At 43.4% G+C, this 21,622-nt stretch carries 22 protein-coding genes; 6 read left to right on the top strand and 16 right to left on the bottom strand.

Annotated features, from left to right (window positions below):
* Positions 1–122 precede the first annotated feature (122 nt).
* The gene (locus tag HWQ38_RS02760; protein ID WP_292789827.1) at positions 123–833 is read left to right on the top strand and encodes a hypothetical protein; all 711 of its coding nucleotides are present in this window, start codon (positions 123–125) and stop codon (positions 831–833) included.
* Positions 834–957: 124 nt separating this feature from the next.
* On the opposite strand, the gene HWQ38_RS02755 is transcribed toward HWQ38_RS02760, so the two are convergent.
* Both HWQ38_RS02755 and HWQ38_RS02750 read right to left on the bottom strand, forming a co-directional pair.
* Positions 958–2,040 carry a tetratricopeptide repeat protein gene (locus HWQ38_RS02755; RefSeq protein ID WP_292789826.1) on the bottom strand — a complete coding sequence of 361 codons (1,083 nt, stop codon included), beginning with the start codon at positions 2,038–2,040 and terminating at the stop codon, positions 958–960.
* Between the two features lie 98 nt (positions 2,041–2,138).
* Positions 2,139–2,768, bottom strand: a complete 630-nt coding sequence (locus HWQ38_RS02750) for a sigma-70 family RNA polymerase sigma factor (RefSeq protein ID WP_292789825.1) — start codon at positions 2,766–2,768, stop codon at positions 2,139–2,141.
* 196 nt (positions 2,769–2,964) lie between these two features.
* Between HWQ38_RS02750 and HWQ38_RS02745 the strand changes: the two genes are divergently transcribed.
* Together HWQ38_RS02745 and HWQ38_RS02740 are read left to right on the top strand one after the other, a co-directional pair.
* Complete coding sequence (locus tag HWQ38_RS02745; protein WP_292789823.1) at positions 2,965–3,561, top strand: glyoxalase-like domain protein; 597 nt, start codon at positions 2,965–2,967, stop codon at positions 3,559–3,561.
* A gap of 147 nt (positions 3,562–3,708) precedes the next feature.
* A complete protein-coding gene (locus HWQ38_RS02740; protein ID WP_292789841.1) occupies positions 3,709–4,164 on the top strand; it encodes a DUF29 domain-containing protein in 456 nt (151 codons plus the stop codon).
* Positions 4,165–4,254: 90 nt separating this feature from the next.
* Here HWQ38_RS02740 and HWQ38_RS02735 read toward each other — a convergent pair whose 3' ends face one another.
* The 5 genes from HWQ38_RS02735 to lysS form a co-directional block, all read right to left on the bottom strand.
* Positions 4,255–4,380, bottom strand: coding sequence for a hypothetical protein (locus tag HWQ38_RS02735; RefSeq protein WP_292789821.1), 126 nt, complete (start codon positions 4,378–4,380; stop codon positions 4,255–4,257).
* 112 nt (positions 4,381–4,492) lie between these two features.
* Entirely contained in the window at positions 4,493–5,215 is a 723-nt protein-coding gene (locus HWQ38_RS02730; protein ID WP_292789819.1) for a helix-turn-helix domain-containing protein, read from the bottom strand.
* Positions 5,212–5,379, bottom strand: a complete 168-nt coding sequence (locus HWQ38_RS02725) for a hypothetical protein (RefSeq protein WP_292789818.1) — start codon at positions 5,377–5,379, stop codon at positions 5,212–5,214. Before HWQ38_RS02725 ends, HWQ38_RS02730 begins: the two co-directional genes overlap by 4 nt.
* Entirely contained in the window at positions 5,376–5,618 is a 243-nt protein-coding gene (locus HWQ38_RS02720; RefSeq protein WP_292789816.1) for a hypothetical protein, read from the bottom strand. Before HWQ38_RS02720 ends, HWQ38_RS02725 begins: the two co-directional genes overlap by 4 nt.
* Positions 5,619–5,775: 157 nt before the next feature.
* Positions 5,776–7,461, bottom strand: a complete 1,686-nt coding sequence (gene lysS, locus HWQ38_RS02715; RefSeq protein ID WP_292789814.1) for a lysine--tRNA ligase — start codon at positions 7,459–7,461, stop codon at positions 5,776–5,778.
* Between the two features lie 308 nt (positions 7,462–7,769).
* On the opposite strand from lysS, the gene HWQ38_RS02710 reads away from it, so the two are divergent.
* Complete coding sequence (locus tag HWQ38_RS02710; protein WP_366933218.1) at positions 7,770–7,949, top strand: alpha/beta hydrolase; 180 nt, start codon at positions 7,770–7,772, stop codon at positions 7,947–7,949.
* Between the two features lie 47 nt (positions 7,950–7,996).
* Here HWQ38_RS02710 and HWQ38_RS02705 read toward each other — a convergent pair whose 3' ends face one another.
* The 7 genes from HWQ38_RS02705 to HWQ38_RS02675 all read right to left on the bottom strand — a co-directional run bounded on the left by HWQ38_RS02705 (position 7,997) and on the right by HWQ38_RS02675 (position 16,733).
* Positions 7,997–8,194: a hypothetical protein gene (locus tag HWQ38_RS02705; protein ID WP_292789813.1), complete on the bottom strand. Its 198-nt coding sequence runs from the start codon at positions 8,192–8,194 to the stop codon at positions 7,997–7,999.
* A gap of 148 nt (positions 8,195–8,342) precedes the next feature.
* On the bottom strand, positions 8,343–8,963 hold the full coding sequence (locus HWQ38_RS02700) for a low-complexity tail membrane protein (protein WP_292789811.1): 621 nt from the start codon (positions 8,961–8,963) through the stop codon (positions 8,343–8,345).
* Between the two features lie 105 nt (positions 8,964–9,068).
* Entirely contained in the window at positions 9,069–12,236 is a 3,168-nt protein-coding gene (infB, locus tag HWQ38_RS02695; protein WP_292789809.1) for a translation initiation factor IF-2, read from the bottom strand.
* A gap of 480 nt (positions 12,237–12,716) precedes the next feature.
* A complete protein-coding gene (locus HWQ38_RS02690; protein ID WP_292789808.1) occupies positions 12,717–12,986 on the bottom strand; it encodes a YlxR family protein in 270 nt (89 codons plus the stop codon).
* A gap of 148 nt (positions 12,987–13,134) precedes the next feature.
* Positions 13,135–14,412, bottom strand: coding sequence for a transcription termination factor NusA (nusA, locus tag HWQ38_RS02685; RefSeq protein ID WP_292789806.1), 1,278 nt, complete (start codon positions 14,410–14,412; stop codon positions 13,135–13,137).
* Between the two features lie 232 nt (positions 14,413–14,644).
* Positions 14,645–15,106, bottom strand: a complete 462-nt coding sequence (gene rimP, locus HWQ38_RS02680; protein WP_292789804.1) for a ribosome maturation factor RimP — start codon at positions 15,104–15,106, stop codon at positions 14,645–14,647.
* Positions 15,107–15,287: 181 nt separating this feature from the next.
* Entirely contained in the window at positions 15,288–16,733 is a 1,446-nt protein-coding gene (locus HWQ38_RS02675; protein ID WP_292789802.1) for a hypothetical protein, read from the bottom strand.
* 953 nt (positions 16,734–17,686) lie between these two features.
* Between HWQ38_RS02675 and HWQ38_RS02670 the strand changes: the two genes are divergently transcribed.
* Entirely contained in the window at positions 17,687–18,400 is a 714-nt protein-coding gene (locus HWQ38_RS02670) for a peptidoglycan-binding protein (protein ID WP_292789800.1), read from the top strand.
* Positions 18,401–18,431: 31 nt separating this feature from the next.
* On the opposite strand, the gene HWQ38_RS02665 is transcribed toward HWQ38_RS02670, so the two are convergent.
* Positions 18,432–19,325, bottom strand: coding sequence for a hypothetical protein (locus HWQ38_RS02665; RefSeq protein ID WP_292789798.1), 894 nt, complete (start codon positions 19,323–19,325; stop codon positions 18,432–18,434).
* Between the two features lie 400 nt (positions 19,326–19,725).
* Positions 19,726–20,130 carry an IS200/IS605 family transposase gene (tnpA, locus tag HWQ38_RS02660; RefSeq protein WP_292789796.1) on the bottom strand — a complete coding sequence of 135 codons (405 nt, stop codon included), beginning with the start codon at positions 20,128–20,130 and terminating at the stop codon, positions 19,726–19,728.
* 81 nt (positions 20,131–20,211) lie between these two features.
* Here tnpA and HWQ38_RS02655 point away from each other — a divergent pair, with 81 nt between their 5' ends.
* Positions 20,212–21,582 carry a transposase gene (locus HWQ38_RS02655; protein WP_366933217.1) on the top strand — a complete coding sequence of 457 codons (1,371 nt, stop codon included), beginning with the start codon at positions 20,212–20,214 and terminating at the stop codon, positions 21,580–21,582.
* Positions 21,583–21,622: the final 40 nt, after the last annotated feature.

The following is a 21,622-nucleotide window of genomic DNA, read 5'->3' as shown; positions in this document are numbered from 1 at the left end:
CCTCTCCTTAGTAAGGAGAGGGAAGCTGGAGGCAGAGTGAGGTTTTATATTTAATTTGACTTACTTAGTGCTTTAAAAAATATTTTAAGAAATAAAAATTGAAGTTTTTTTAGGAGTCAATAATGAATATGAAATTTCCAAAAATTCGCAAGTCCACTGAATTATTTGGCGCTATTTGTGGGGGCTTACTGATTAGTCTGCCAGCCATTTCTCAAGCAGTAGCACAAGAATCTACTTCCAAAATTAACCCTTGTCCGAAAATTTTTTACGAAGAACCACATAATAATCAGATTGTAGTACCACAGGGATGTCCTCCCAATGCACTAACACAAAGACAAAGACAAGCTGCTCAAGGGGTTGTTCCCGTCCCTGCTACCCCATCACAAGACCAAAGAAAATTGGGTGTCGGCGGTGAAACTCCAGAACCAGGTGTCAGACTACCACGCCCAGCCTCTGGAGATCAAACTCAACAGCCCATACCAGAAGGGGGTTCCACTAACCAACCACCACAAACCCCGATCGCGACGATCACACTGGCTAATGGTAAAGTTACTATCAGGTTTGTGAATGACACTGCGGCGAATATAATTTATCAAGTTATCGGCGATACAGCACCGCGATCACTAGAAGGTAAGTCAGATGTAATATTGCAAGATTTAAACGCACCAGTTACGGTGACATTTCAACGACCAGATGGCGGACAGTTGATAGTGACTCCACAACCCTCTTCAGAGCCAGGAAGCTTGGAAGTTAAATTCAACGAAGCCACCGATGCAGCACAGGGTAGAAGTGCTTTGAGAATTGAACGAAACGGTTCAGTGTTTTTGAATTAGTAGAGGCAAGGCGTGGGTTAAATTATATAGGACTAAAACTGTAGGGGCAATACCCTGCGGTCAGCTAAAGCTACATGAATTGCCCCTACTCTCAACGATGCAAAAGATTTTCGATAGCCTACTTCTACTTTTGCTGATGCATTTTACTTAGCTGATCTTGCAATTGCGTTTCTTGTTCGCTGTCTTTTAATGTCCGCGCCAGTATAATTGCCCTTTCGTAAAAATTGCGGGCAGTTAGGTAATTACCTTGCTGCTCGTATAATTGAGCATAGGACTGAAAAGATTTTAATTCTTCTGGCAAACTTTGCAATTCTTCAGCGAGTGTTAAACGTTGTTCTAGTAAGTCAAAAGCCCGTTGGTAACGTCCTACAGCACTGTGAGCTGTAACTAAACCGTCAATTGCGCGTAATTCATTAGTGCGATCGCGGTTATTTTTAGCTGTCTGCATTGCTACCCCATAAGTGCCAATGGTATCTTGATAATTTTTAGATGCTAAATAAGCATCACCTAAATTATTCAGGGTATTTGCTTCACCGATGGCATTACCAGTCTGACGGCGGAATATTAAAGCATTTTCATACAATTTAATCGCCTTGTTGTAATCTCCCAACCTAGCTGCTACCAAACCTAAATTACTCAAAGATAGTCCTTCACCTTCAATATTTTTGACATTGTGAGCAATTGCGAGTGCATCATCAACTGTTTTACCAGCAGCAGCAAATTCGCCTTGTTGGAGCAGAAATGTACCGAGATTATTCAGCACAAAAATCTGAGATTGGAAGTCTTGAGTATCATGAGCGATCGCTAATCCTCGTCGTAAAGAATCTTCTACCTCTTTGAAACTACCTAGCTGGACATAAGCCTTTGCAAGCAAATTATAAGTCATACCTTGTGCTTTCAGGTCGCCAATTGAGTGATATAGTTCTAGTGCCCGTAAGCAAGACGTAATTGTTTTATCGGCATATCCTGAGGCATATTGTTGTTCACCGATACCCAGCAAACTGTCTGCTTCATCTCTTGATTGTCGTCCAACAGAACTATTTAAAGGGCGGTGGAGTTGTTGGGTAATATCAACCGCACCCGCCGCTATCGGACTCAGCAAAAAAGTAAACAGTAAAATGCTGTGTAAAAGTATCTGGGGAGGAGAAATCGCACCTACACAAATTAAGCCTAGCTTTTGGCTGGGAAATACAAGCCGTGGTTTCATAAAAATTACCCGTAAAGTTGCGGGTTTAACTAGAAAGTCTAAGAAGAAGTTTTAAGTTTTTAAATTGAAGACAACGAATATACGCGTTTATACTTAAATTATGCTTGAGCAAAATCTTCTCCGAAGTATATAGCGCGGATATCTGTGGGTAATTTGTCCTCTAGCATACGATAGCCTTCCTGGAGAGAATTGGCTACTTCACTTGGAGCGATCGCTTCTCCTTCAGCTTGCAGATAGGCAGCGATTCTAGTTTCGCTCCAGTGGAAAGTTTGAGCCATTAACACCATCAATCGTAAAACTGGTGGTAGTTGGTCTAATGCCTGTTCTACATAGCACCATAGCGGCGGCGAAGTCGCTTGGAGAGAATAATGAATTGCTTCTGTAGGTGGTAGTTTAATCTCGTTAATACAGAAAGCTGTCATATTAATTAACCAATTTTGCATGGTTAAGGCTTCCTCACCTGATTGAGAGTCGGTTAAATTTAGTCCACCGAGTTCATAGTAGATATGCCGCCAGGTGAGGGCAAACAGATAATCTGCCTGGACAGGCGATCGCGCCGAATGCCGAATTAAGGTATAGACTATGGGACTATAGCGGCAAAAAATCACCGTAAAATACTTCCCTGCATCAGGATAGCGTTGAAACAGAGTTAGTAGTTCATCGTCACTGTGATGGAACAGCGACTTCACCAGGGGATGATTAGCTTCGGGAAAATGAGGAATTTGCACAAGCCTTTGAGTTGATAGTTGTTAAAATAGTTTTGGGAATTGCACTCCCGTAGTTAATCGCATAATATCTTGGTGTTGCTCAGTTTGTTGATGAGACTCAGATTACTTGAGTATTGATAAACTAGAAACAAAGACTTAATTTTAGTCTTAATCGGCAATTATAAAATTGACTCCTTTATAGAATCCTTATTTGTTCATGGTTATAGCAGTTAGTGTGATGTCGTTCCTGCTCAGTCCCCTTACCTTAGGCTCCTTTCTGCCATCGCTGCCCTTAGATAGCCTGTTCTCCACCCAAGGCATTATGGTAATGCTGCTAGCAGCTTACGCTGGTGCCATGTGGATGTTCCTCACCAGCGCCCCAAAAGTACACACTGTAATGGTGTCAGATTTGGAGATTGCCCGACAGTTGTATGAAGGGCTGCTAGATTTGCCAGCAGCTGAGGTGCCATTGCACTATTACTACAACTACGAGCAAACTATTGGCGCAACCGGCATTGATCCACTATATATGTCTACTGGGCCGAGCTTGTCTAGCAAAATGCTGAATAATGCCAATGATGGGCTGTGGTATCAATTGAAGAAAAACACCCAGCTACACGTCATTACTGGCGCGAGTTTAGGTAGCAAAAATCAGCAACGCCACGTTTGTTTTGACCATGACTGCCTGGAAATGATTTTAATGCGAGTCGAAATGCGCGGTTTGAAATTCAAGATTCGTAACCAGAAGCCCCTGAATTTTTTAGTTAAGGACTATGAAGGGCGCGTTATTGAGGTGGCTGAGGTAGCGAATTAGTCGTTAGATTTGAGATTATTTTAGGTTGGGTGATGCGTAGCTTGCCGCCTTCTCTACGAGACGCTGCGCGAACGGCATCGCTCTACGATTAATTATTTCAAGTCATTATCGGGTTTTGCTAAAGAAAAGCTTATGACTGTTGAAAAGATGTACACATCTCATCTGTATGAAACAGATTTCTATACTTGGACTCAACAGCAGGTTAGCTTGCTCAAAACTCAACAGTGGGATCAATTAGATACCGTTAATCTGATTGAAGAAATTGAAACTTTGGGTAGAAGAGAACGGCAAGAATTGAGAAATCGGCTAGGAGTATTGCTAGGACACTTACTGAAATGGCAATTTCAACCAGAAAAACGTAGCAATAGCTGGTTGGGTACAATTCGAGAGCAACGTGTTCAAATTAAGCTGCTTCTGCAAGATAGTCCTAGTTTGAAACCTTATTTAGATGAAGTTTTCCTGACTGTTTATGAACTAGGTTTAGCTTTAGCGATTCGAGAAACTGAGTTGGGTGAACAGGTTTTTCCAAAAATCTGCTCTTACAGTTTAGACCAAACTCTGAATCCTGAATTTTTACCAAATCTAAATCAAGTTGATGAGTAAGGCGAGTAATTACCCTAATAGTGTTTTATCACCGTAAACCGTGGCAAATAAAAGCACCCCAGTAGCGAGGATGTGAAAAGGGGAATTGCTCTATGGAATTTCAGATAAACTCAAACATTTTTCCAACTCTACAGCAATTTCTTGTAGCGATTTATCTTTTAGCTGCTTTCTTAGCCTCACCGCTACCAAGTCATCACTTTGCAGGAAATTAGTCACTAATTCTACAAAACTTTGCTGCCCATCTTCGTCTTCTCCCCATGTTTATAGCCAATCTCCATCAACATCATCACAATATAAATGAGCAGCTTCAAGCCCATACTTCATGATGTCATCCTGCACTTTTTGAGCAATTTGCCAATTTCTCCAGCAATTCCTCAGCTAAATCCAATAACTCAATTTCATCAATTTCATCACTAGTTCCGCGATTACTTTCTCCAGTCGTCACATTAGCAGCCAAAACATTTTTGACAGAAAAAAGCCTATCTTCTTCTTTAACTAGACTCAAACATTTTTCCAACTCAGCCGCAATTTCTTCGATTGTCCTTGTACCCAAACGCGCTCTCACTTTTACTGCTACCGAATCGTCACTTTCCAGCAGTTTTACCAAAGCTGTTCTCAGTCGATCATCCTCGCGGGAAAACTTCTCGATCGCAACACGCACATATTCCCGCACGCTCATGTTTAGCGCCAATGCCTTTTGTGCAACTACATCTGGCACATCTACCAGCAATGAACCTTCGTTATCGCTGGCTTGATATAATTTATCCCCTTGTTTGACGGCTACCAGCAAATCTGCACCCAATGCGTGTAAATAGTGCAACACTGATTCCAACTCATGTTCTTTTAACGCTGACTCCAACTTGGACACCGCCGCTTGTTGTACTCCCAGTTTTTCCGCTAGCTGCGTCTGAGTTAATCCTGATTTATTACGTATTTCCCGCATGGCATCAGTAAGATAGAGACGTAAATACTCTAGCTTCCCTGCCAGAATCACCTCTGAATCGTCGCTGACTTTCTGCTGTAACCAAGCTTGAAAATTAGGCTTTTTCATGATTGTTCCCTCTGCTGCAATTCACGCAATCTCACTCTTGCAGGCTCTTTGTCTCTATCTTTGATAGCGTTATCGTATTTCTTCATAAAGGCGTGCAGCACAACAAATTGTTGAGGAGTAGCAGTCGTTAAGATAAACCGGGGATTATGTTCGCTCTTAGTCATGCGTAACTCATACAAATCATCTTCCAGTTTCTCAAAGATGCCACTGGTAGTGATGCAAGTCCTTTGTTGCACAGGTAGCCAAGATTAACTTGCAAACGCCTGGTTTCGGAAGCACTCAGTAATGGCTTTGGTGGATTTTCTGGTTTCTCCTCTTCAGGAATCATCCTAATGAAAAAAGCTAGCAAATCTTTGGGGATTTCCCCATTGACATCTTGATAAAGTTCCCAAGTCCAAATCACTTCCTACCTCAGAGTCTAGTATTCCTTATAAGGAATGTCAATCACATTATTCCTTGTAAGGAATATTATATAGATTACGGGAGTGCAACTTAGGCAATAAAAATGGTGCGTTAGGCAAAGCCATAACGCACGCTACTGTTGAATAGCAGTTACTATCTCAACTCAATTGTTCATACTTAAATTTCCCTTTAATAAACTTGTTAAAATATTGACCTTTAGACGGTGCATTGTCTAAGTCTTCCTTGACACTAGGAGGTACTTTGAAATACTCGTAAACACTTCCACTATCAAATTCAATAGTCAGTGTTTGAGTTTTTGGATCATAGCTAAATTGCTTAATAACGCTGCCTTCAGGCTTGAGTAACGGGAAGGCGATCGCATCCCGAATACTGGCACAATCTGTTAATAACATTACTAACCGATCAATCCCAATCCCTAAACCACCCGTAGGCGGCATACCGTATTCTAAAGCTGTTAAAAAGTCTTCATCTACACCTTGCGCTTCCAAGTCACCAGCAGCTTTTCTTTCAGCTTGGACTTCTAGGCGTTCTCTTTGCTCAATGGGATCGGTAAGTTCTGAGAAGCTGTTCCCAGTTTCTCGCCCGACGATAAATAACTCAAATCTTTCCACCAAACCAGGTTGAGAACGATGGGGTTTTGCTAAGGGCGAAATTTCTACAGGGTAATCAATTACAAAAGTAGGTTGAATTAAATTAGCTTCTACCTTCTCTTCAAAGGCTAAATTCAGTAACTTACCAATTGATTTTGCTTCATCTCCACCAGGAATCCCAGCATTTTTACTTGCTGTTTTTGCATCTTCCAAACTTGGGAAAGAATTAAAATCCAACTCCGTAAATTCTTTAACTAAATCGTGCATTGTCACCCGCCGCCAAGGTGGTGTCAAATCTATAGGTTCCCCTTGGTAGGTGATTTGCAATGTACCGAGTACCTCTTGGGCGACAGTGGTAATAATCCCTTCTGTCAGCGCCATCATATCGTTGTAGTCGGCGTAGGCTTGGTAAAGTTCAATTGTCGTAAATTCGGGATTATGGCGAGTCGAAATTCCCTCATTGCGGAAAACTCGCCCTAATTCAAACACCTTTTCAAAACCACCCACAATCAACCGCTTGAGATGGAGTTCTGTGGCAATTCGCAAATACAACTCCATTTCTAAAGTGTTGTGGTAGGTGATAAATGGACGTGCATCTGCACCCCCAGTTTCACTTTGCAAAACAGGCGTTTCAATTTCTAGAAAATCCCGTTCTTCTAAATAACGACGAATACCAGCAGTAATTTGGGCGCGACGGCGGAAAGTTTGCCGTACTTCCGGGTTAACAATCAAGTCAACGTAGCGCTGACGGTAGCGCTTGGCTACATCCGTTAATCCATGCCACTTGTCGGGTAGAGGCAACAGGGATTTAGTGAGGATAGTATATTGTTTAACGTAGACAGATAACTCCCCCTTTTCAGTCCGTTTAATAGTACCTTTGGCTCCCAGAATGTCGCCTGCATCTGTGAGTTGTTTCAAGTGATTAAAGGCATCAGCATCAATATCTGCCATACCTTCTTGGATGCGATTTTTATCCAGATAAAGCTGAATTGTGCCGGTTTCATCTTGCAAAGTGAAGAAAGCCAATTTACCGAAAACGCGACGTGCCATAATGCGTCCAGCGATCGCAACTTCTAAATCAACTTCTTCACCACTGGGTAAATCGACAAACTTTTCTTGCAACTGCGCTGCATGATGGGTAGATTCCCAACGATAGGCATAGGGATTAGTCCCTAGCTGCTTGAGTTGTTCTACTTTTTCCAGCCTAGCGGCGCGGATATCTTCTTCCGACATGGTAACGAACTTTCAGGGGGCAAGATTAATTATAGATGCTGCAAAAGTTGAGAGTGAGAGATATTTGCACTTTGCAGATGAAATATTTGCAATAGATGGTAAAAGTATTTGTTGCACAGTTACAGACTATAGTCAATGATGTCAAAAATTTATCAGTATAGTCTCGGTGTTCAGCCCTGAGCGAACTATTGTTTCACAGATGCAAGCATTTGAAACTGGCTAGCATTGTGAAATCGAAATTGTACAAAAATTGATATCCGATTTTAGAGGTTCTGAATCGCCCGATTGATAAGATTATTTTGAATTAAATTAGTAAAGTTATTTATATACCGTCTCAAAGAGCAGACCGGCAGGCTTTGCGAGCCGCTTTGCTACTTTCTGCGAGTCAAGATCGGCTGGTGTCGCTGATTGAAATTATTAAGAATTATCCCACAAATGAACTGGAAGTGGAAGTTGATGGCGTAGTTTACCGCCGTAGGCATCGCTAGGAGAGTGCATACCGTCAACTCCCTCGCTGGCAAAATTTACTTGGGATTTAATAAGCTAAAGTTTCTAAAGTTTCCCTTAAATACCGTTGTACCTGCTGTTCCAAGCGAATTCCCTGTAATTGAGTATCACGTTCTAGTTGCCAGCGTTGGAAACCGGAACTAGTGGAGATCGCGCATTTGAGGCTATACCAAATTTTAGTATCAGCAGAAAATTGGCGATCGCTAGAAGCTGGAATTTGAGCCATAGTTTCTCATTCCTTTGTTTTAAAGTTCAACGGTAACTGGGCATTGGGCATTGGTTATTAATATATTTTCCTTTGCTCCTTTGCCCCCTACTCTCCTCTGCTGCTTATTTGTAGCCTCTGAAAGTAATATTATTTACTTTCAGGGCTGCTATGAATCTGTATTAATCCTAAACAAGGATTGCAACAATCGGGGCACGATTTGATTAACCCGCACCCCTAAAATTGTGAAATCCTGCTTAATCTTTTCTAAAGATAATGGCTCTATGCCAGCGAATTCTGTCTCATTAATTACCAAAACTCGCATTACACTCACAGGAATTTGTAAAAATAGATTGCTGGCTAAAAAGGCTAATCCCGCCAGCAATAGTGCGACGCTGCGCCATTGTGGGAGAAATTTAGCTGAATTTGCGACTAATGGGGCAATTTGGTAAAGATACCACAGCACCCAAACCGACAAGAGTGCTGCCACTAATGCCAGGATACGATTTAACTTTGTATTAATTAAACAGAGAATTTTTCGCTGCCGTTCAGTCAGATTTTCTGGCTTTAGGGCTATTCCTAAAAGAGCAAATATATAAAAAGGGCGACGCAACTGCATCCATAGTAAGGGGAGAATACCAATAGCCGCAACTAACAATAGCTCCATCCAGACTGGCAAAAACGGCTCGCCTACAGACAGGAACAATAAGCAGAGTACTAAAAAAACAGGCAACGTCGCCAATCCAGCGACGTGAATCCACAAAATAGGTTCAGAGCGAAATGAATGCATATTATAAAAAGTTGTGAGTTAAGAGTTAGGAGTTAGGAATTAGCAGCCTTTCACTCCTAACTCCTAATTTATCACTCCTAACTTCTAACCATTTTACCCTCAACACTATCTCGTTAAGGTAAGAGTGCGGCGCTTCGTAACCATTTGATAGGATTCGATGATGTCACCTTCAACCCAATCATTGAATTTATCTATGCCGACACCGCATTCATAACCGGCGTTGACCTCACGAGCATCTTCTTTCATCCGTTTTAGGGAGTCAAGGACGCCTTCAAAGATCACCTTACCGTTGCGTCGCACCCTGACTTTACAGTTGCGAACTAACTTGCCAGATTGAACGTAGCAACCGGCAACAGCACCACGACCGACTGGGAAGACGGCACGTACTTCGGTTTGACCCAAGGGTTCTTCCACCAACTCTGGTTCCAAAAGACCTTCCAAGGCATCTTGGATATCTTCCAGGAGTTTGTAGATGACGTTGTATTCCCGGACATCTACACCTGCTTCATCGGCGGCTTGTCTTGCGCCACTGGCGAAGGTAGTGTTGAAGCCAATAATTACAGCGTTACTGGCAGCTGCTAAGTCGATATCTGTCTCGGTGATTTCCCCAGCAGTAGCCAACAGCATCCGAATTTGGACTTCGTTTTGCGGGATTTGCTTGAGCGCTCCCACAATGGCTTCTACCGAACCTTGTACGTCTCCCTTCAAGATCAAGTTGAGTTCTTTCAACTCCCCTTCTTGTGCTTGAGCCGAGAGGGTTGTCAGGGTAACACGTCCTTGTAACAGACGGGATAGGCGTTGTCTGTCGGCGCGATCGCTTGCGATCGCTCTGGCTTCTTTCTCGTTGTAGAAGACCTCAAACTCGTCGCCTGCTGCTGGCACATCACTTAAACCTAGCACCTCGACAGCAAAGGAAGGAGAAGCAATGTCTACTCTCTTGCTTCTGTCATCCACCATTGCCCGGACTTTACCGAAAGCCGAGCCAGCTACCAAGATATCTCCCACATGCAGGGTGCCATTCTGAATTAGCAGGGTAGCAACTGCTCCCTTGGCTTTATCCAGATGTGCTTCAATCACAGTTCCTTTGGCGGAACGATCTGGGTTGGCAGATAGTTCTCCAACTTCTGCTACTAAGAGAATCATCTCTAAGAGCGTATCCAGATTTTCACCCCTGATGGCGCTCACCGGAACCATGATTGTTTCACCACCCCAGTCTTCTGCGGTCAGACCATACTGGGTCAACTCTTGTTTCACCCGCTCTGGCTGTGCCCCTTCTTTATCAATTTTGTTGATGGCAACAACAATTGGCACTCCGGCTGCTTGAGCGTGGCTAATCGCTTCAATGGTTTGGGGACGCACACCATCATCAGCGGCAACTACCAACACCGCAATGTCTGTTACCCGCGCTCCTCGTGCCCGCATAGCTGTAAAGGCTTCGTGACCGGGGGTATCCAGGAAGACTATCTGCTGCGGTTTGCCCTCATGTACCACATCCACATGGTATGCGCCGATGTGTTGAGTGATACCACCAGCTTCGCCAGCAGCCACTTTTGTTTTGCGGATTGAGTCGAGCAGGGTTGTTTTACCGTGGTCTACGTGACCCATAATTGTCACGACTGGCGGACGGCGGTGGAGATGTTCTAAGTCTTCTGCACCGACCATTTCCGTAATTTTCCGAGCTTCTGCTTCTCGCTCGGCGGTTTCGACTTCTATTTCTAGTTCTTTTCCTACCAGAGTAATTGTGGGAATATCCAGATTTTGGGTGATACTCACCGCCATGCCTTTAAGGAAGAGGATTTTGACAATCTCTGTATCGGCAACGGCTAAAACGTCAGCCAGTTCTTGCACAGTCAACGGACCTGTGATCACCACTTTTGCGGGACGGTCACGTTTTGTCTCGGCTTCTTGGCGACGGTTTTGCTGATGGTCTCGGCTGGAAGACCTGGAACCAGACTTGGAACCAGACTTTCTCGCTCTTGTAGTTGGAGCGCTAGCAAGGCTTGCACCTGGCATCTGTACAGGACGAGTCGCTTTGGGTTTGGGAGGACGGGCGATGGAAAGGCTGACTTGGACGGTGGCTGGTGAGTCGAGATCGTCATCATCCAGTAAATCTTCTTCAAACTCATCATCAAGTATCGGCTTGATCCGCTTGCCTTTGACGCCAGCTTTCGCTTTCTCTTTAACTTCGTCAATTATTTCCTCTTCTACCCACTTTTTGCCGCCTTTGGTCGGGCGAGGCGGACTTGGGCGTTTCAAATCGAGAAGATCGGGTGTGACTGGCTCATCACCCATTCCTTGAGATTTGCCCGCTATTCCTGACATCTGTCTGGGTGGAGTAGCGATCGGCATTGCGGCCGCTACAGCTTCACCTGGACGTGCTGGCCTAGGTCGTTGCCCCTCTCCTAGTTGTGATGGTGCAGATGGTCTATTAGCCCTCTGCTCTGGTCTGCTGGGTGAAGGGGTAGGACGACTTGTTCTTTGTGGTGCAGATGGTGGCGACTGGTCTGTTGGCAGTTTCGCAACTTTTGGCTTAATTTGCTCGCGATCGCCTTCGACCGGGCGTAATCGTTGGTCACGTTTGAGGATCGGTTTGTCTGCCTGAGATACTTGTTCATCTGCCTCCAGCAAGACCGGGGCAACTTCTGCCGTCGGTCTTGCTGGAGGAGCAACTAGTTGTGGTTTTGGAGCTTTTTCGGCTTTCTGTCTGGGTGGAACTATTTTTTCCGGTTTTTGAGATGCGGTCTTTTCCGGTGGCTGATTTGGATTAGGCGTTTGTTCCAAATCTGTAACAGGAGGTTGCTCTTGAGTCTCAGATTGATTCCGGGGTACGGGTCGAGTTGGTGCCGCCGGCTTCATGGGTGAGACTGGTGTAGCAAAAGGCCGTGGAGGAGAGGGAGGATTAGCTTCAGACAAGGCAGCTTGGGTATTGTTAGCAAGTGACGCCTCTGGGGCGTTGGAGGTAGTATTTCTCAATATTTTGGGTTTGCGTATTTCCAAAATTTGCTGTTTGTGGGGTGCAGCAGGTCGGTTACGTCCGCCGTTCGGTGATGAATTTGGCTTATGGCTGGTTGTACCTAGTTCCTTTTTGGCCGACACATTCGTAGCTGGCAGTTTTTCTGCTGCCGCGCGGATGTTTTCTGCCTCGGATTCGGAAATCGTGCTGCTATGGCTTTTGACCGAGATGCTGAGCTGCTCGCAAATTGCTAATAGCTCTTTGTTATCCAAATTCAATTCCTTTGATAATTCATAGATTCTAACTTTGCCGTTGTTCATCCACTCTTCCCCTTTAATTTACAGTTTTAGCGAATGGTTGCCTGGTTTGCGACATCTCCATCCTTGGATTACTGTTTTTAGATTGCCGTTAAGTTGTTGCCGGTGCCTCCAATCAGGAAAGAGAGATGTTTCGGTTTAACAATGGCATCCCCACCAGGAATGATGGTTGAGAGGCATCCATAAAAATTTCTTAAATATAAGATTTTTATGGGAACCCTTGACACCGAACTGCGCCTGAGCGCTACCAGGTTGCCATTTTGTAGTTTCTTGTTTTGTTGATTTTGAGTCTTCCACAACACAATCGATTACATCTTGTTCTGGGAATGTTGCCTCGCCCCTCATTAATTGGAGAGCCGAATCCCTTTTACACCTATTTACTATTTTGGCACTAACCTTAACGATCAACAGAGGGTGTGATGAAAGCGCGACTTCGGCTTTCGACACAATTCCTCTAGTGATTACGCCAGAAAGTTGTTCCAACTAAATTTGGTTTTGGGTATTACTGCGGACTAAACGTTGCGACAAGCTTTGGTACAGTGTTTCTGGCACTGATGCTTGTAGCGATCGCCCTAGTCGATTTTTTTTTTGAGCCGCTTGTAAGCAACTCGTTTCGGGACAAATATAGGCAGAACGCCCCATGCCCTGATCTAATTGTACCTTTCCCGATGGAAAGACGCGGACAATCCGCCAAAACTCATCTTTTAAGCCTACTTTCCGGCAACTAATACAGCGCCGATAATTTGGTTTCATCGATTCTGTGTGATTTCACTCCAGCTTTTTGGGTGTAAAAAGAAGTTTATTATTACTATTTTTTACTTATACCAAGTAGCTTTTGAGAAAATAATCCTTGAGACTGAGACTAGAATCAACAGTATCAAAACTTTACACAATTAATCAATTATTCATCATCGTCATTGTCAAAACTATCCTCCTCTTCTAATTCGTCCTGATTTTCATCCTCTAATTCTTCCTCAAACTCAAGATCATCATCCTCTGGTTGATATTTTGTTCTGACAGCTGCAAATTTGGCATCCTCTCCGGCAAAATCATACTTAGCTTGATCTTTAATGTCAATTTTCCAACCAGTCAGGCGGGCTGCTAAACGGACATTTTGTCCTTCTTTGCCTATAGCCAAACTCAGTTGATCTTCAGCCACGAGTACGTGAGTTTGCCGGGTTTCTGGGTCCATCAGGCGGACTTCATCCACCCGTGCTGGACTTAAGGCATTGGCAATGTATGTTGCTGGATCTGGGGACCAGCGAATTACATCTATTTTTTCACCGCGTAATTCGTTGACTACCACTTGAATTCGCGATCCCCTGGCTCCGATACAAGCGCCTACTGGGTCTACATCGCGGTCAAGAGTATCTACTGCTATTTTAGTCCGGGGTCCAACATAACGCGAGGGGGGGTTTGCCTCCCTAGCTACGGCAACAATCCGTACCACTTCATCTTCGATTTCTGGGACTTCGTTGGCAAACAGATAAACCACCAAACCAGCATCAGCACGAGACACAAGCAACTGTGGCCCTCGTTGCTGACCTTGAGAGACTTTTTTGAGATATATCTTGAAGGTGGCATTTGCCCGATAATTATCGTTGGGCAGCTGTTCCCGCTTCGGTAATTCAGCTTCTACTTCTGACTGACCAAAGCTACTGCTAACAGCTAGAACCACCGATTGCCGCTCAAACCGCAGGACTCTTGCTTGCAGGACAGTTCCTTCTAAATCTTGGAACTCTTCTTGCACCATCTGGCGCTGTTGATCGCGTAATTTTTGCGCCAGTACCTGCTTGGTTTGCATCGCCGCCATCCGACCAAATTCGCCTTGGTCGGGGGTAACATCCAGCACCACAGAGTCTCCTAACTGCGCTTCGGGAGCTACTTGTTGAACTTCGTTTAGGGAAATTTCATGGTCTGTGTTATTGATTTCTTCGACAATAGTTTTGGTGGAAAGAACGCGAAATCCTTCTCCTTCAATATCGAGTTCTACTTCAAAATTCTCAAAATAGTCTTCGTCAAACTGTTTGCGTTCTAAATTTTGGGCGCGACGATAACGTTCATAGCCTTTGAGTAGTGCTTCTCTAATAGCTGATTGAACTGCAAGCCGGGGTAAATTGCGATCGCGACTTATACTTTCAATTAATTCTTTTAATCCAGGTAAAGTAACCATTGACATAAGCAATCTCCTTTAAAAATTAGGGACTGGGCATTGGGCACTTGTACTGAGCGAAGCCGAAGTATTGGGCATAGGGCATAGGGCATGGGGCATTGGGCATTGGGTGCAAAGGGGAAAGACTTGCAGCAACTTCCCCTCTGCTCCTCTGCTCCTGTGCTCTTCTGCTCTTCTGCTCATCTGCTCCTGCAATCCCTAGTCCCTAGTCCCTAGCCTCTAGCCTTTAATCACTCGTTTATCGGCGCTCCTCTAGCTGCACCTTAGTAATTAGGGAGCGGGGAATTTCGACTACATGACCTTTTTGGTTTAAGTAAAGTGCTGTCTCATCCCGGCGAATCAACTGACCAATCCACTCTTGTTGTCCGTCGTAGGGTGGCGAAGTGGAGATAATAACAGGAAATCCTTTAAAGGAAATAAATTCCCTATCTGTTACCAGCTGCCGCGAAATACCAGGACTAGACACTTCCAAGACATAAGCATCTGGAACGATTTGGGCACCATCTAAGGAGGTTTCTAAAGCACGGCTCATTCTCTCACAATCATTCAACCCGGTGTCTTGCTGAGGATTACGAATGTCTACCCGCAACACTGGTGGACTTTGGTTAGTGTGAAAAACCACGCCAACCACTTCCAATCCCAGTTCTTCTGCCACTGGTGTCGCCAAATCAATAATTTGTGGAACTAAAGGATGAGCCATGAGAGAATTCAATAAAAAAAGTGGGTATCGACCCACTTCCTGTGATAGGTATATCTTCCAAGAAGTCTTGTGACGAACCAATCATGATTCGCCTAGTTCGAGTTTAGCGCATTTCTTCGATACTCAATAGTCAATAGTCAATAGTCATTGGGCATTGGGCATTATTCTCCCCCTGCGGCCTCTACCCTTGCCGTATTTTTGGGACGGTGCTTTTATCCACTACTGCTAGAACTGATCTTTGTGTTCTTAGCTGTCTGGTTTGCTCAATAATTTGGTCTATGTCTTCTTGGGACAAACGCTGGACGTAGTTGAGTTTTATTTCCTCTAAGAAGTCAAAAAGTAAACTCTGAATTTCTGAAAGTACGTGTTTTTCTTTTATTTGAGATCCTAAAGCATCGCTGAAGCTTTGTACCAGTTGACTGGTGAGTTTTGCGCCCACAGGATCTTCAACTGCGCTAAGTAAAGTTTTGTAAAGATTCGTTGTGATTTGGGTCGCCAATTGTTCACTTAACTGGGTTTGGGCGTGTCCTACGCCAGGGAGGTTCTGGAGGTTGCGGTAGACGGGGACTTGATGGAAGACGGTTTCGATATTGTGGCGCAAAATCGCCACGATCGCAGGTTGGATTTCCGGTAGCACTTGGTAGACAATTGTTTTTACCAAAAGACCTGCGATCGCTTCCACTTCATTCACATTATTAATATCTATGTAGGGACGTAAATTTTCCTGTTGTGAGAGCCAGCGCGTTAACTCACCCTGCTGAATTGAACCCTGAACCTGATTAATTACCCTCACCACGACAATTTCTGTAAGTTCTTCGGCAAAATTGGCGACAATCCCCTGATTAACTTGCTTTCGCACTGAATGGAGGTTCAATAACTGCGCTTGATCGAGGCGGACTAATACAGGTATGATTCGCAACGTCCGCCAAAATGGTAGGAGTAAAAATAGATCGTACCAACGCCACAAGACTGCTTCCAACCAGCTAAAACCAGGATGTTCGCGTCTGATTAAGAAGGTATGCCCCAACAATTCTATGCCAAATAAAATCACAAAGGGTAAGTCAATCATCCAGAAATCATCAACAAATTCGCCACTTTCCCCGATTTGACGGTAGTAGTTAGAGGCAATCAAAGGGCGGATTCTCTGGTTGAAAAAATTATTTTCTTGATCCCAACCATTTTGGGTTAAATAGGGCTGACTCCAAAAAGTGGCAAAGGACTGTTTTGCAGATTCCTTACCGATGCGATCGCGCATCCGATTTTTGATTTTTTCCAAAGTCCCACTCTTATTCACTCCCGCAAACGGATTACTGTCAATCATCTCGCTACTAAGACGCCTTATTTCCTCTAGCCTGCTATTTACTTGAGGCGACTGTAACCCGGTTTGGTTGACTTGTTTTTCTAATGCGTCTACTTTTTCTAGATAACTTTTTGTGTCTCGATGAGCTTCAATACCTTTTATCGGGTCATAAATCTTAATAATTTCGGGAAGTTTTCGCAAGTAAAAATCTCGCCAAGGTACGTAACTTAAATCAAACAAAACTAAACCTAAATTTACTGTGGCGGTAATTGCCATAAACCCTTCAAACCAAAGATTGCGCCGCTTAGAAGATTTTATGTCTTTCATCTTTTGTTAGATATTATACATTTTTTGAATATTTGGAATATAAGCTCTTTCATTTATTTAGGACTTACGCATTTATAGATCCCTCAACCCCCTTAAAAAGTTGGCTTTTTAAGATTCCCCGCTTTTGAAGGGAGGGTCAAGCTTTCAAGTTTTCAGTGCGTAAGTCCTGTTATTAATTTTCGGCTCTTTCCAAGAAATTAGAGCAATTTGCAGTTGAGTAGACCCGAGTAGGGCATTGGTGTCAACTTCAGAAAAAATCTGCTTTGAGAAGACGTTTTGCCCTCATCCCCTAACTCAGAATCCCAACTTGGGAGAAGGAGAACTAGAGAATTTGCTCCCCTCTCCCAAAATTGGGAGAGGGGCTGGGGCTGAGGGTCAAACCTCGAAAGCTTGCCTTGCCTAACTTCTACGTTAAGTTGACACCAATGCCAGTAGGGGCGCATATCTGTCATAGATTACGTGTCAACTTAACCTTAAAAGCGCGTGTTGGCGAATTGATCGGGGGGTCTAACCCATTCAATCATCTTAATATCTTTAATTTCATGCGTTTCAAGGCACTTGAGCTATTAGCCCCCAATTTATTGCCGGGCGGGAAACCAACGCAAAACCAATGTTTTAGGCATAGGATGTTTAACAAGAGAGTGAATTGACCAACAGCCTCATAAAATTCACCCTGGCTCTAAGTTGACACAGGCGCACATCTGTGCAGTCATCCTGTATTTTAGTGTTCAAGGGTGTATTCGATTCAAATCATAACTATCTCTGCCACCCAAAGATACTTCTTTAGACGGATGATATAAAGTAAGATTTGTGTTTTAAGTTAAATTCAACAAAAATAAATCACAAATTATTCAAAAATCTTTAAATAATCGCGAAAAAAGTTATTAAAAAAACTTAAAATGCAGCTGTTAACCTTTATAATCCTGCTGATTTAATCCAAAGGAGTTTTAAGTATGTGGTGTGGGTTTGGAAAATCAAGCGCGACCTTTGCTGTTACTTGCCTGGTAACTGCTAGTGTAGTAATTGCAGACACAGGTTTCGCAGCCTCTCAACGTAGCTATACGCCCCAGCAATTCCGTACTGTATTGCGGGGGTTAGGCTATAAAGTCAAGGTAACAAAGAATGCTTTGACTGATGAGGAAACTAAAAAGGCAATTCGTGAATTTCAGACGGGTTATAAGCTAAAACCAGTTGATGGGATAGCAGGGCCAAAAACCCAAGATTTTGCTGCTAACATCGTTCAAATTCTGCACAGAAATTTGAATGCAGTAGTGAAACCAAATCCTCCCCTCCCACGCGATCATTTTTATGGTTCACAGACGGAAGCAGTGGTGAAGGAGTATCAGAAGAAATATCAGTTGCAAGAAACTGGAATTGCTAATTTAGCACTCCGCCAAAAGCTGAATGAGGAAGCAAAGACAGTCTTCAGTCAGCCGTCAGCTACACCTACGGGTAAACCAACAGCTACACCTACGGGTAAACCGACAGCTACACCTACGCGTAAACCGACAGCTACACCTACGCGTAAACCGACAGCTACACCGACATCTACACCGACGTCTACACCGACGTCTACACCGATGTCTACACCGATGTCTACACCGATGTCTACACCGATGTCTACACCGACGTCTACACCGACGTCTACACCAACATCTACACCCTAGTCCACACAAAAAACTCCTATACCAAAGCTCCTCAAGTCATCTGATTTGGTTCTTCCAAGGGTCTGCCCTTGGGTGTAGGTAGAATTGGACGGAGGTCATTGTAAGGCATGGGAATGTACTGCACGCTGGGGCGCCCTCCTTGTGGCTGTGGGTACAGATCCATGAGATCATAAATAGAATGGGGCAGTCCGACGGTTACGGGCAGCCCCATTTCTGTTGCTTCTTCAATAGTGATGGGATAGTCGTGGGTGACGCGCCCGGTTGTTAAGGCTTCGATAATCGATTCGATATTTTCTGGCAGAACTTTTTGTTTAGGTATACTGTCTTTTAGCAGAGTTCGTACAAACCTCTGTACTTGCTGAATTGCTTTGCGTGAGAGGTCTGCCATAATTAGAGTTTGGTCATCAATCTCACTGATGGGTTTATCTTCAACTACTTTCAGGATACTGGCTGCGGGATAATTACCCAGTTGGGGATCAACTGGTCCCAAGACAGCGTTAGCATCCATAATAATTTCATCAGAGGCGATCGCCAGCATTGTACCGCCACTCATCGCATAGTGGGGTACAAAAACTGTAACTTTTGCTTGGTGGCGAATTAACGCTCTGGCGATTTGTTCGGTAGCCAAAACCAAACCACCAGGAGTGTGCAAAATTAAATCAATCGGCACATCTGGGGGTGTGAGGCGAATTGCTCGCAATATTTGTTCTGAGTCTTCGATAGTAATGTAGCGAGATATGGGAATTCCCAGGAAGCTAAGGGACTCTTGGCGGTGAATCAGCAAAATCACCCGACTTTTGCGTTCCTGCTGGAATTCTTCTAAAGCACGCAAGCGCCGATATTCTATTTGACGTTTTTGCCAAAGGGGTTGCAAAGAAGTCAGAAGGAGGAAAATCCAGAATAAATCACCAATACCAAAGCCCATAAAAATTATTGTTCCAAAATCACGGTTGCCGTCATTATTGTCACAAATTTAGAGCGATCGCAGTTCTATCTGTAGATTTAAAAGTATCGAACCACACTCAGCAAAAATATTATTACAAAACTTAATATTATTACTAAGCTAAAAATCTTTTAATTTGCATCCTCAAAAAAATGAATCTCTTGTGGGGTGGGCATCTTGCCCGCCCTAGTTGTGGAAATTAAATGCGCGACAGCTTAATTGAGAAGTTTATTACACTTTTTGGGTAAAAAAAACGAAGTTACGAATTAGGAATTATTTATAAGGGAGATGCTGAAAACCCCTGAGAAACAGCAACGTAGTTGCGTATTTCGTACTTCAGGCAGGGGATGAAAGCTAGCAGCACCGTTTACGGTGTTCCGATTTAATCTTTTTGGTGTGCAATATACTCTATTACATTTTTTGTAGAAATATTACCAGCAGTGGAAACAAAATAGCTAGGTGTCCACAGAGTTGGAAGTTTAAGTAATTCTGGAAACTCTTTTCTTAAGTGATGAGAAGCCCGTCCTTTAATTCTGTTCATGATTTGGGACGGGTTGTCTGTTGGTTTCACGTTTAAAAATAAGTGAACATGGTCAGGCATAATTTCTATTGCAACAATTTTCCATCTATTTTCATTGCAAACTTCACAGATAATTTCCTGCAATCTCTGTGCTATTTCATTTACCAATACCTTCTTTCTACGTTTGGGTATAAAAACGAAGTGATAGTTAAGAAGTGATATTGCATTGCCTTCGTGTCTGTATTCATCTGGAGAAAAACTTCCCATACTTTTGTAATTGCTGATTGTGCTTTGTCTATATATAGTGTATATTCAAGTAAGTTAATAGACAACAGGGGGTGATGTCAACTGCTAACGAATTATATCTATAAGTTGCGACCTAACATTACTCAGTCAACCAAAATGAGTAGCTGGATAAATATGCTCCGCTCTAGTTACAACTGGAGTTTGGCTGACAGAATAGCCCAATATAATCATCAATTCATCCAAGGGGACTACTGCGACATCAGAACCAGAGGAGAAGCCTGTCCACTAACTTGTTTTGTGAGCAAGAATGGTGCAAGCGGAGAGCCTTGGAAGGACAGCAAGATTGATAAGAATGGCAAACTTAAAAACCCACGGCGTAGTGCTGGAGATATCCAAATAACTATGTTGCCAGAGTTGAAGAAAGCTAGACCTTGGTTTGGTGAAATTGATTCTACAGTGCTACAGCAAAACGTCAAACGTCTAGACACTGCTTACAAAAACTTCTTTGAAGGTAGGGGCTTTCCTAAGTTTAAAAACCGCAGTAACTTTACATCATTTACTTACCAGATGGGTGTAAAAGTTCAAAGCAGTAAAATCTATCTTCCTAAGTTGGGGTGGATGCGGTTTTTCAATTCCCGCTTGATACCAGATGGATTTACCATCAAAGCCGCAACAATTAGGAAACGTCAGGATGGATGGTATGTCTCAATTAGGATAGAAGATAAAGCTATACCTAACTATGCGTCAAAACCATTGGATGAAGTTAATTCTATTCTTGGTTGTGACTTAGGAATAACCAAACTTGTCCACTTGTCGGATAGCTTTCAAATTGATAATCCTAAGTTTTCAACCAACAAGAAAACTAAACGCACTTCTTATATTAGGCAGAGGCGAGTTAGTAAAAAAGTTAAGGGTAGTAAGAATCGTAAAAAAGCAGCTAGCAGATTAGGGCGTTTTCATAAAAAGATTACAGATAAACGAGTAGCTTACCAGTGGGCTGTTGCTAACAAAATAGTTTCTAGAAAGGTTGATGCTATTGCATTAGAAGACCTCAATGTTTCAGGAATGATGAGGCGTTGTAAAGTTAAAGTTGATGAAAATACTGGCAGGTTTCTCAAAAATGGACAATCGAGAAAGAAAGGATTAAATCGCGCTATCTCTGATGCAGGTTGGAGTGAGTTGATTTTAAAGATTGAGTATCTGGCTGAGAAGCAAGGAAAAGTCGTAATTAAAATTAATCCTAGACACTCATCTCAAGAATGCAGAAGATGTGGACATATTGATAAGTCTAATCGTGATGGTGAAAAATTCATTTGTACCCAGTGTGGGTATCACGAACACGCTGACATAGGTGCAGCCAAGACAATCAGGGATAGAGGTCTGGAAATAGTACGTGGGGACTCCGCGAAACTTGCTGTTAAACAGCTAAACGCTCAGAAGATATCAGCACGCACTTCTGTGCAAACGTGTTGAGTCTGGGAACCTGTGCAAGCAGGATATTAAGATTGCAAAG

Source organism: Nostoc sp. NMS7 (assembly GCF_017115085.1).
Lineage (GTDB): Bacteria > Cyanobacteriota > Cyanobacteriia > Cyanobacteriales > Nostocaceae > Nostoc.
The sequence above is the reverse complement of the archived record's forward strand: the minus strand, read 5'-3'. Positions and strand labels throughout refer to the sequence as shown.

Excerpts from the sequence above, each read along its gene's own strand:
- HWQ38_RS02760 (WP_292789827.1), top strand. The coding sequence starts at position 123 with ATGAATATGAAATTTCCAAAAATTCGCAAGTCCACTGAATTATTTGGC.
- HWQ38_RS02755 (WP_292789826.1), bottom strand. The coding sequence starts at position 2,040 with ATGAAACCACGGCTTGTATTTCCCAGCCAAAAGCTAGGCTTAATTTGT.
- HWQ38_RS02745 (WP_292789823.1), top strand. The coding sequence starts at position 2,965 with ATGGTTATAGCAGTTAGTGTGATGTCGTTCCTGCTCAGTCCCCTTACC.
- HWQ38_RS02740 (WP_292789841.1), top strand. The coding sequence starts at position 3,709 with ATGTACACATCTCATCTGTATGAAACAGATTTCTATACTTGGACTCAA.
- HWQ38_RS02730 (WP_292789819.1), bottom strand. The coding sequence starts at position 5,215 with ATGAAAAAGCCTAATTTTCAAGCTTGGTTACAGCAGAAAGTCAGCGAC.
- HWQ38_RS02725 (WP_292789818.1), bottom strand. The coding sequence starts at position 5,379 with ATGACTAAGAGCGAACATAATCCCCGGTTTATCTTAACGACTGCTACT.
- lysS (WP_292789814.1), bottom strand. The coding sequence starts at position 7,461 with ATGTCGGAAGAAGATATCCGCGCCGCTAGGCTGGAAAAAGTAGAACAA.
- HWQ38_RS02705 (WP_292789813.1), bottom strand. The coding sequence starts at position 8,194 with ATGGCTCAAATTCCAGCTTCTAGCGATCGCCAATTTTCTGCTGATACT.
- HWQ38_RS02700 (WP_292789811.1), bottom strand. The coding sequence starts at position 8,963 with ATGCATTCATTTCGCTCTGAACCTATTTTGTGGATTCACGTCGCTGGA.
- infB (WP_292789809.1), bottom strand. The coding sequence starts at position 12,236 with ATGAACAACGGCAAAGTTAGAATCTATGAATTATCAAAGGAATTGAAT.
- HWQ38_RS02690 (WP_292789808.1), bottom strand. The coding sequence starts at position 12,986 with ATGAAACCAAATTATCGGCGCTGTATTAGTTGCCGGAAAGTAGGCTTA.
- nusA (WP_292789806.1), bottom strand. The coding sequence starts at position 14,412 with ATGTCAATGGTTACTTTACCTGGATTAAAAGAATTAATTGAAAGTATA.
- rimP (WP_292789804.1), bottom strand. The coding sequence starts at position 15,106 with ATGGCTCATCCTTTAGTTCCACAAATTATTGATTTGGCGACACCAGTG.
- HWQ38_RS02675 (WP_292789802.1), bottom strand. The coding sequence starts at position 16,733 with ATGAAAGACATAAAATCTTCTAAGCGGCGCAATCTTTGGTTTGAAGGG.
- HWQ38_RS02670 (WP_292789800.1), top strand. The coding sequence starts at position 17,687 with ATGTGGTGTGGGTTTGGAAAATCAAGCGCGACCTTTGCTGTTACTTGC.
- HWQ38_RS02665 (WP_292789798.1), bottom strand. The coding sequence starts at position 19,325 with ATGGGCTTTGGTATTGGTGATTTATTCTGGATTTTCCTCCTTCTGACT.
- tnpA (WP_292789796.1), bottom strand. The coding sequence starts at position 20,130 with ATGGGAAGTTTTTCTCCAGATGAATACAGACACGAAGGCAATGCAATA.